7 protein-coding genes are annotated in these 11005 nt (G+C 31.5%); 6 read left to right on the top strand and 1 reads right to left on the bottom strand.

Features of this window, described 5'->3' with window-relative positions; all coding sequences use genetic code 11:
- The first annotated feature begins 466 nt into the window (after positions 1–466).
- Together ACWOBP_RS07980 and ACWOBP_RS07975 are read left to right on the top strand one after the other, a co-directional pair.
- Positions 467–2920: a heavy metal translocating P-type ATPase gene (locus ACWOBP_RS07980; protein ID WP_455338239.1), complete on the top strand. Its 2454-nt coding sequence runs from the start codon at positions 467–469 to the stop codon at positions 2918–2920.
- A 22-nt stretch (positions 2921–2942) separates the two neighbouring features.
- A complete protein-coding gene (locus ACWOBP_RS07975) occupies positions 2943–3137 on the top strand; it encodes a heavy-metal-associated domain-containing protein (protein WP_455338238.1) in 195 nt (64 codons plus the stop codon).
- Between the two features lie 118 nt (positions 3138–3255).
- Here ACWOBP_RS07975 and ACWOBP_RS07970 read toward each other — a convergent pair whose 3' ends face one another.
- On the bottom strand, positions 3256–4092 hold the full coding sequence (locus tag ACWOBP_RS07970; protein ID WP_455338237.1) for a DegV family protein: 837 nt from the start codon (positions 4090–4092) through the stop codon (positions 3256–3258).
- A 317-nt stretch (positions 4093–4409) separates the two neighbouring features.
- On the opposite strand from ACWOBP_RS07970, the gene ACWOBP_RS07965 reads away from it, so the two are divergent.
- From ACWOBP_RS07965 to ACWOBP_RS07950, 4 genes are all read left to right on the top strand, one after another.
- Positions 4410–5105 (top strand): HAD family hydrolase, encoded by a 696-nt coding sequence (locus tag ACWOBP_RS07965; RefSeq protein WP_455338236.1) that lies wholly within the window; start codon positions 4410–4412, stop codon positions 5103–5105.
- A complete protein-coding gene (locus tag ACWOBP_RS07960) occupies positions 5098–5814 on the top strand; it encodes an HAD family hydrolase (protein ID WP_455338235.1) in 717 nt (238 codons plus the stop codon). The genes ACWOBP_RS07965 and ACWOBP_RS07960 overlap by 8 nt, the downstream gene beginning before the upstream one ends.
- 111 nt (positions 5815–5925) lie before the next feature.
- Positions 5926–6924 (top strand): D-2-hydroxyacid dehydrogenase, encoded by a 999-nt coding sequence (locus ACWOBP_RS07955; protein WP_455338234.1) that lies wholly within the window; start codon positions 5926–5928, stop codon positions 6922–6924.
- Positions 6925–7371: 447 nt separating this feature from the next.
- A partial coding sequence (locus ACWOBP_RS07950) for a Rib/alpha-like domain-containing protein (RefSeq protein ID WP_455338233.1) occupies positions 7372–11005 on the top strand: 3634 nt, incomplete at its 3' end.

Here is an 11005-nt window from a genome sequence, read left to right as displayed (position 1 = left end):
CGGGTAGCGGGCGTTAAAATACAATAGGGCTTGAACGAATGTGAAAGCCAGCGCCTTGAGGTGCGTGTTAGTAATAAAGGGTTATACCCGAAGAGAAAACCACCCCTTTTCAGGGGTGGTCATTATTTTTTAAATTAAATCCTAGAAAATCAGCTGGGGTTGACAAAAAGGTCCCTAAAATTTTGCAAAGTTCAGATGAGAACTCATAGACGCAGTGGTTTATTGATATTTAAATTCGCTTTATAAAAGCTTTTTAGATATCTAATAAACTGTGCGGAGGTGACTCGACAAAATCGATTTCTTTGGAATCACGATTTTTGAGTCACTCTCTATATCATAATGATAGCTGTTATTGATTATTTAAAATATTGTTGACAATAATTTTAGATGGTAGTATACTTAATTTGTAACAAGGACTACAAATGTAGACGAATAAAAATATTTAAAAGATAGGTGTGATTAATATATGGTAAAAAATGAAACATATTTAATTGAAGGGATGAGCTGTGCTTCTTGTGCAGCGCATATTGAAGAGAGTTTAAAACAAGTTGATAATTTATCAGATGTCAATGTAAACTTTGCAACAAGTAAACTTACTCTTTCTAGAGGAGAAGGAATAGATAGAACTGAAGTAGAAAAGATTGTAGAAAAATCGGGGTATAAGCTTACTTATGTTTCTAGTATTGAAGAGAGAACATTTATATTAGAAGGAATGAGCTGTGCAACGTGCGCGAAAAATATAGAAGATACGATTTCATCTTTAGATGGAACAGAAAAAGCCATTGTAAATTTCGCTACTGAGAAGATGGTAGTAAAATTCGATAAAGAAAAATTAAGTGTTGCTGAAATAGAGAGAAAAGTAGAAGAAGCGGGGTATAAAGCTAAATTAGAGATAGATAATTCAGTTGATAATCAAGCTGAAAAAAAACAACAAGAAATTGATGGTATATGGAAAAGGTTTATTTATTCCGCTATATTTGCAGTACCTGTGTTGTATATAGCGATGGCTGAGATGGTAGGATTACCTACGTTGGAAAGTTTAAGTCCAATGGGAAATCCAAAGTTATTTTCAACTGTGCAGTTTATTCTAGTGTTACCTGTTTTGTATTTTGGTAGAAAATTCTTTAGTGTAGGAATTAGAGCTCTTCTTAGAAGAAAACCTAATATGGATTCTCTAGTAGCATTAGGAGCAGGGGCAGCATTTTTATATAGTTTTTATTCAACGATATTAGCATATTTAGGTGATGAACATGCAGCTATGCATTTGTACTATGAATCAGCTGCAGTGATTTTAACGTTGATAACACTAGGTAAATACTTTGAAGGAGTATCTAAAAGTCGTACTACAAATGCTATAAGTAAGTTGGTCGGATTGGTACCAAAAACTGCTAATTTAATTATAGATGGTGAAGAACATGTTGTAGCAGTAGATGAAATATCTACAGGTGATATACTACTTGTTCGTCCTGGTGAAAAAGTTCCTCTTGATGGAGTTGTGATTGAAGGTCGTTCGACTATAGATGAATCGATGCTGACGGGTGAGAGTATCCCTGTAGAAAAAGACATAAATAGTAAAGTTGTTGGAGCTAGTATTAATAAAACAGGTGTCTTTAAAATGAAAGTTACTAAAGTCGGAAAAGACACTACTTTATCACAGATTATTAAACTTGTTGAGGATGCTCAAAATTCTAAAGCACCGATCGCAAAACTTGCAGACAAGATCTCAGGAGTGTTTGTACCTATTGTTATTGGTTTAGCATTAATTGCTGGAATTTTATGGTACTTTGCTGGAGATGCTTCATGGAGTTTCTCTCTAAAAATTATTATCTCAGTTCTTGTTATCGCTTGTCCTTGTGCCTTAGGATTGGCGACGCCTACAGCTATAATGGTAGGTACAGGTAAGGGTGCAGAACACGGTATTTTAATAAAAAGTTCAGAAGCTCTTCAGTTAGCTAAAGAAGTTGATACTGTTGTTTTTGATAAAACTGGAACATTAACAGAAGGTAAAATTTCAGTAACTGATATAATGACATTTAATAATTTATCTGAAGAAGTTCTCTTGCAACTTGCAGCGAGTGTAGAATATCTTTCAGAACACCCATTAGGTCTAGCTATAGTAGATGAAGCTAAAAATAGAAATTTAGAGCTGTTAGAAGTTAAAGATTTTAGTTCACTAACAGGATTAGGTATTTCATCAATGGTTGATGGAAAGTCAGTACTTATCGGTAATGAAAAACTAATGTTGGAAAATAATATTGTTACAAAAGATTCAGTTGAAAAAGCAGAGAAATATGCTTCAGAAGGGAAAACACCATTATTCATAGCTGTAGACTCTGAACTAGCTGGAATTATAGCTGTTGCCGATCAAATAAAAGCAAGTAGTTTAGAAACTGTTGAAAAATTACATAGCTTAGGGTTAGAGGTAGTTATGTTGACTGGTGACAATAAAAAAACTGCTGAGGTAATTGCAGAACAATTATCGATAGACAAAGTTGTTAGTGAAGTTTTACCAGAAGATAAAGCAAATGAAATCAAAAAACTTCAAGCTCAAGGTAAAAAGGTAGCAATGGTTGGTGATGGTATTAATGATGCACCAGCACTAGTACAAGCAGAAGTTGGAATAGCAGTAGGAACAGGAACAGATGTAGCGATCGACGCAGCAGATATAGTGTTAATGAAACCTGACTTAAATTCTGTTGTTAATGCTATAGTTTTAAGTAAAAAAACCATAAGAAATATTAAAGAAAATCTATTCTGGGCATTCTTCTACAATATTATAGGTATTCCTTTTGCGATGGGGGTATTCTACATATTCGGTGGACCATTGTTAAATCCAATGTTAGCAGGGGCCGCAATGAGTTTTAGTTCTATTTCTGTAGTTCTAAATGCTTTAAGATTAAAAAGAGTAAAATTAAATTAATAAAAAGAAAGAAGGATTAATCATGAAAAATAAATATAGTATTGAAGGTGTAAAATGTGGTGGTTGTGTCGCTACTGTTAAGGAAAGATTATCAAAACTAGATAATGTAGACAATGTTAAAGTTAATATCCAAGAAAAAACTATCGAAGTTGAAGGGAATGTTTCGAAAGAAGAACTTCAAGCTGCATTAGTAGATACAAATTTTAAAATAGTTTAATAAAAAATGAAATTGACTTGACAAATTTGATTTTTTTAACATTATAATTTGGAGTCACGCCTAATAAATAAACACCTTAGGATTAGTCTTTAATCTAATTCTAAGGTGTTTTTGTTTTTTATTTATCGTAACCTAGATATCCTATTGCGATAGCTTTAGGTCCTGCATGAGATCCAATCACAGGAGAAACGATTTCTGTTTCAACTTCGATATCGCCAAAAGTTTTCTTGATAGATGCCATTGCTTTTTCTAATAATTCATCTGTTGTATAAAGAACAAATAAACTCTTTGGATTTCTTTCTTTTATTTCTTCACACATTTTTGAAAGAACTTTATTCATTCCTCTATGTTTACCACTTACTGCAAGGAGCCCATCTTTAATAGTGATAATAGGAAGAATATTTAGTAGGTTTGATAGAACGAACTGAGCTTTAGTAAGTCTACCTCCTGCATATAAATATTGCATAGTTTCGACTGTTACAAGAACATTGTGTTGCTGTGAAAGTTCTAAGTATCTATTTTCTATATTTTCGAATGGTAGACTTCCTGTCTCGAATTCTTTAATAATTCTTTCGATAGCTATCCCTACCATTCTTGCTATTTGAAGAGTATCGATTATCTTGATTTCTATACCATCGATAAGTTCTTTAGCTTGAACGAAAGAAGAATATGTTCCGGATAGTTTAGAAGAGACGCTAAAAGCAACGATACGCTCTACTCCTTGTTGTTTTAAATCTTCATAAACGCTTAAAATTTTACCTACTGCAGGTTGGCTTGTGCTAGGTTTTTGTCCGTTGTGTATCCTTTCGTAAAATTCGTCAGGAGTTATAGTTACGTTATCCTCGAAAATCTCATCATCAAGACGAACTTCGACAGGGATAACTATAATTGGATTGTTATTTTCAAAATTTTTATTAATTTGTAATGCTGAATCGCACACAAAAGCTGTTTTCATAATTTTAACCTCATGTTTAATATTATATTCAAAATTATTGTAGCTTTACTACGTTTTTATATAATACACTAAAAATAAAATTTTTTCAAATAAAAAGTGAAATAAAAAGTAAACCATTATTATCGTTTTTAAATTTTAATACGCTTAATATATTTAATTTAAAGGTAATATAGTGTTTTAAGATTCATTAACGTGGATATTGAATATCTACAATTATATTTTTATTATCTTAGAATAACAATACTTGTAAAGAAACATTTTCCTATGAAATACTAAGTATGATATAATAATTTAAAGATTATAAAGTAAAAATTTAGATGAAAAATATAAAAGAAAAAGCGAAGGTTATAAACATGAGTATAAAAGCAGTGTTATTTGATATGGATGGATTAATGGTAGATACCGAAAGTTTGGCAACAGAAGCATTTGTTCATAGTGCGAAAAAGCAAGGATATGAGATGACTAGAGAGGAGACTCTTCTAGTGCTAGGTTTTACTACAAAGAGTATTTATGAATTTTGGGAAAATTATTTTAAGGATTCTGATGTTAGTGGAAAGCAATTAGTTGATGATCATTATAAATATATCAAGGATATATTATTTACGACAGGTCCTAAGAAAATGCCATTTATAGAGGAATTGTTAATATACCTAAAAGATAATAATTATAAAGTTGCGGTAGCTTCATCTTCTAATATGAATCATATAACAAACAATATGGAAAAAACAGGTCTTGTAAAATATATAGATGAGCTTGCTAGTGGGGCAGAGGTGAAAAATGGTAAACCAGAACCAGATGTGTTTTTATTAGCTGCAGAACGTTTAGGTGTAAAACCTGGGGAGTGTATAGTACTGGAAGATTCTAAGGCAGGTGTAATTGCCGGAAGTACTGCGGGTGCTAAAGTTATAATGGTTCCAGATATGTTTGAACCAGATGAAGTTTGTAAAGAAAAAGCTTATAAAATAATCGAGAATCTGGGAGAGGTTATTAAATTATTGGAAAATGATGAGTAAAGAAAATAGAATGATTGGTCTTGTTTTTGATGTAGACGATACTTTATATGAACAGATAGTTCCCTTTGAAAAAGCATATAAGAATCTATTCAATATGGATATTGACATGGAAAAATTTTATCTTTTAAGTAGATATTATAGTGATGTAAAATTTGAAGCTTCTCGAAATGGAGAGATGAATATGGATGAATATCATATTTATAGGATTCAAGAAGCGGCAAAAGATTTGGGTGTATACTTATCTGATGAAGAAGCACTTAATATGCAAAAAGAATATAAAAAGAATCAACAAAAATTGCAAATGTCTAATATAACTATAAGTATTTTAGAATTTGCAAAAGAGAATAATATAAAGCTAGGAATTATTACTAATGGACCAAGTAAACATCAATGGTATAAGGTAAAAGCATTAGGTGTTGAAAGATGGATTAATAAAGATAATATTGTTGTCTCGGGTGATTATGATATAAATAAACCAGATGTTAGAATATTTGAAATTATGCAAGAAAAATTACAGCTTCCTAATGATTCGCTATATTATGTTGGTGATTCGTTAGAGAATGATATAGTAGGCGCGAATAATGCAGGATGGAAAGCGATTTGGATAAATCGTTATAAGAAAAAATTACCGGAGAATGTAGATACATATAAAATAGCGGAAAATAACGATGAATTGTTTGAAATTATTAAAAAAATTTTTGAAAAATAAAATAAAATTGTTTTAGTAAGTTAATTTTTATGGTAAAATTAGTTATATTGATTTTATTAGAAGTTTACTAGAATAAAGTTGAACTAGTACTTTGTCTAAGGAGGAAAAGATATGAAATTAGTATTTTTTAATTTAAGAGAAGATGAAAAAAGTGCATTAGAAAATTGGAGAAATGCTCATCCTGAGGTTGAAATTGATGTTTATACGGAAGAACTTACATCAGATAACAAACATTTATTAGAAGGTAAGGAAGGTGTAGTCTTAGCTCAAAACAAACCTTTTACACGTGATGTATATGAATATGCTAAAGAACAAGGAGTTAAAGTTTTTGCGACTCGTTCAGCTGGATTTGATATTTATGATTTAGAATTAATGTCTGAGCTTGGAATTAAAATGACGAATGTACCGTCATATTCGCCGAATGCTATTGCTGAGCATGTTCTAACTTCTGCATTACGTATTAGTAGAAATACAAATAAAATTCAATGTAATATAGAAAAGCATAATTTTTCTTGGAATCCAGGGATATTATCACGTGAACTTAGAACTTTAACAGTAGGTGTTATAGGTACTGGAAGAATCGGTACTCAAGCTGCTCGATTATTCAATGCATTAGGGTCTAAAGTTTTAGGTTATGATGTTTATCAAAATGAAGCGGCAAAAGAAGTTTTAACTTATGTTGAAAATCTAGATGATTTAATAGTGAATTCTGATATTATTACTATTCATATGCCGGCTATTAAAGAATATAACCACATGGTAAATGATGAATTTATTTCTAAGATGAAAGATAATTCAATCTTGCTAAATGCGGCTCGTGGTATGTTAGTTGATACAAAGGCCGTGTTACGTGCTTTAGATAGTGGAAAACTTCTTGGGGCAGGATTAGATGTTTATGAAAATGAAAGTAAGTATGTTCCTAAAAACTTCGAAGGAAAAGAGTTTGATGATGAATTACTACAAACGCTAATAGATCGTGATGATGTAATCTACACACCTCATACAGCATTCTACACAGAGACTGCAATTCAAAATCTTGTAGAAGGCGGACTAGAATCAGCTGTAGAAGTAGTTACAACTGGAATATCTGCGAATGTTGTGAATAAATAAAGAAAAAACTTAATAGAAAATATAGAAAGTTAGTTTTGTAATGTATAATTTCTTTGATGAGAGAAAAATGTTTCTTGAATATTAAAGTAAGTTATATTATAGAACTAATTTTTTATTTATTTTCTATGAAAGATAAGAAAATTCCTCAAGGTGAAATTATGTAAACTGCAGTAAAAGTAATGAAAAGATTTTTAAAAATGATGATATATTATATATTATATTCTAATCTAATATTTAGTGATTTAATAATTATAATATTTTTTATTAATGTGTCAAATGTATGCGTAATATTATCTAAACTTATTAAATTTTATTATTATTTACGCATCTGTTTTTACTTAAAATTTACTTTAAAATAATATGAAAGTATTGAATCTCTAAAGGATTAGAGATATAATATATATTAATAATATCGTAAATACTAGATTGCAAAAAAGGAGAAAATAAATGTTATTTAATCGACAAGGGCTCCAACAAAAAAATTGGCGCATGGTTAAAAAGGGAAAACACATTCTTTTTGGTTGTTCACTATTTTTTGTTGTTGGTGGGATGAGTATTAGTGGCTCGCAAGTAACATATGCAGGTGATGTTAATGGTTCAGAAATAGTAGTTAAACAAGAAAAAAACAGTAATATAGGTGAAGAAAATCCACATACCGTGATGCCAACGTTAGAAAAGGAGAAGCAAACACAAAACCCTAGTAATAAGATGGTAGAGAAGATAACTACAAATGAGATAGTTGGATCACCTATTGATAAGAAAGAAGTTAATAAAAAAGAGTTAAAAGATCTGGTTGATAAGATTAAGAAAACTGATATCAGTAAAAAAACTGAAAAATCAGCAGAAAAGCTTAATCTTATTTTGTCACGCGCAGAAAAAGCTTTAGAGAATAAAGAAATAACTCAAGAAGAAATCGATAAAGAAGTAAAAGCTCTTAAAGAAGCTTTTGATAAATTAGAGGATAAACCTAAGGAAGATAAAAAATCAGAAGATACAGAAAAAGCTGAATTTAAAGAAGAGAAATCAAACGTTGAGAAGAATATTAAAGAAAAACAACAAGAAAATAGTACAGAAGATGTTGCAAGGAAACACAACGAAAAAATAACAAAAGTAACAACAACTGTAAATGAGATTCATAGCATAGCTAATCAAATAAATTATGAGTTCAGTGATGCTGAAAAAGAATTAGTTGAAACAGCAGATAAACTTCCAACAACTAATAATAGCGAAGAAAGTATTCAGAAATTATTAAACGAAGTAATTTATCTTCGAAATAAAGTAGCTAACCGAATGACACGAGAACATTCTGGGAAACGTGATGCTAGAAATGGGAAGATGATTGAAAACGGTGGAGAAAGCACGTTTAGAGGGATTAGATTTACACCATTAGAGAATGTACAAAATGGTAAAGTTGTTAGTAATGCGGATACTAATTTGACATATTTTAATTCTGATAATTTTTGGGTTAAGATACAAGTTAAGGGAGAAAAATTTAGACATGATAGTGCTAATACGTTCTATCTAGTAAAAAAAGTAACTCTTTCAGGAAAACCATTCAAAGATTTGTCTATAATTGTATCATCAGGTAGAGGAGATCTCCAAGCAGCTACAACAATTGACAATATCAATAATCCAAATGTTCAAGCAGGTATTCTTGGGAATATAGGATCGAATGGAATTATAAAACCTGGCAATTATCAAGTTATTTTAACTGTTAACGATACTGTCTCTCCTGCTAATAATTACAATATTATTTATAATATTACAATAAAACCTCAAAGTGAACGTAATACTGTGAGAGATTTAACTCTAACATACGTAGATGATGTTCGTCACTTAACAGAAGCTGAAAGAACAGCTTTAATTGAGAAGTTTAAAGCAGAACATCCAGATGTTGTTAATCGAGCTCACCATATCGATTTTGAACGTGCCGAAGTTTCTGAAGATGGAACAACAATGACAATCCACTTTAAAGATGGATTTAATCCTAAAACTATCCAAACAAATGCGACAAATGATGTGGAAGCAAAACATTCAAGTTTAACAGCTTATTTTGGTGACTCTAAAGAATTATATACAAATCCGAGAGAATTAGTACGTTCTAAAACAGGAAATGAAGTACCGACAACAGCTCAAGTAACTTATAAAACACCATTTAATTTGCAACAAGTTGGGACAAGAAACGTTGTAGTAACAACAACTTATGAAAATGGAGTAACAAAAGATGTAACAACTCCTTATACAGTTTTAGATTTTATAGGAAAACAAGATAAAAAAATTAACCAGAATCAATCTGGTCAACTAGGAGACGCAAGAAATTATATTACTGTTTCGGATAATTCAGCACTTCCAGGTGAGTTGACTGTTCGTTGGAAAGGTGGTTCATCGACTGTAGATACTTCCGCCGCAGGAGTACAACATAAAGAAATTGAAATTCTTCGCGGTAATCATTTGATGAAAACTGTAACTATACCAGTAGAAATAGTGGACAATATTAATCCAACTATTACAGCACCAGATTCAGTATTATTAACAAGATTAGAAGGATTGCCAAGTGTGATAAATATTTCTGCGCAGGATAATAATAAAGGAGTAGGGCTTAAGGATGGAAATGCTGTTACTGTTGAAAATCTTCCTGCACCATTAATGTATAATGCAGCAAAATCTAAAATTGAAATAAATGGCGTTATTCCGAACAACTTCCAACTTGGTAAATCAAGTATTCAAGTGACTGTTAAGGCAGTCGATAAAAAAGGGAATACTGCGACTAAAAATATTACTTTTAATATTCAATCTCAAACACAAAAATATACAGCAGTTGCTAATCCTTCAATACAAGAAGCGAGTTATGGGGGAACGCCTGATGCAGGAACAAGTATTCAAAAAAATGGGTTACCAACAGAAACAAGATATAGTTGGGCAACAAAGCCTAGTACGACAACAGGTCCTGGGGATAAAGTAGGTGTAGTAACGGTAACCTATCCGGATGGTTCAACAGATACTGTAACTGTGACTGTAAAAGTGCGCAAATTAAGTGATGAACATGAACCGATTGCTACTAAAATAGTTAAGAATCAGAATGATACAGTATCAAATAATGATTTGAAAGCATCGATAACAATCAATAATAATGGTAATAGTAAGGTGAAATCAGTTACTCCTGTTGGAAATATCAGTACGACGAATGCAGGAGCACAAACTATAAATGCGACTGTAACATATCTTGATGATACGACAGACTCTGTATCAATTCCACTTGAAGTAAAAGACGTTACAGCTCCAACGATTCAAACGCCAATAGACAGACAAAATTGGGATTTAATTGCATTGGATAGAACATTGCCTTCAATAACAGTAACATCTGTGGATAATAACGGAGGAACTGGTGTTAAATCAACAACGGTAACAGGGTTACCAGATTTCTTAGTATATGACAATGCAACTAAGACAATTAAATTTAAAAATGGAGTTCAAGAGGTATCAAAACTACCTGCAGGAGAAGATAGTAAGACATATGATGTTAATATCCAGGTAACGGATAATTCGAATAATTCTAGTCAAAGACGAGTGACAATTACTGTCAAATCAATGACTACGAAATATACTGCAATACCAGATTCACAGAAACAAACAGTAAGTTATGGGGAAATGCCAGATGCTGGAACAAGTATTAATAAACGTGGACTACCTATAGGTACAACATATACATGGGCAACTCCACCAAGTACGGTAACAGGTCCTGGAGAAAAAGCAGGAGTAGTAACTGTAACGTATCCAGATGGTTCAAAAGACACTGTTGATGTTACGGTGGTTGTTCGTAAGTTAAGTGATGAGTACAATGTTGCAGGTACACAAATCGAAGTAAATCAAAACGATCCAGTAACAAACGATGACTTAAAAGCTAAAGTAACAGCGACATCAAAAGAAGGAAACGTTAATGGAACTGATAAGATCGCAAAAGTAGAACCAAAAGCACAAATAAGTACAGTTGCATATGGTGAAACAAATATCGAAGCGACAGTAACATTTAAAGATGGAACAACTAAAGAAGTAACAATTCCATTAAAAGTTAAAGATGTAA

The organism is Gemella parahaemolysans (assembly GCF_053758945.1).
The sequence above is the reverse complement of the archived record's forward strand: the minus strand, read 5'-3'. Positions and strand labels throughout refer to the sequence as shown.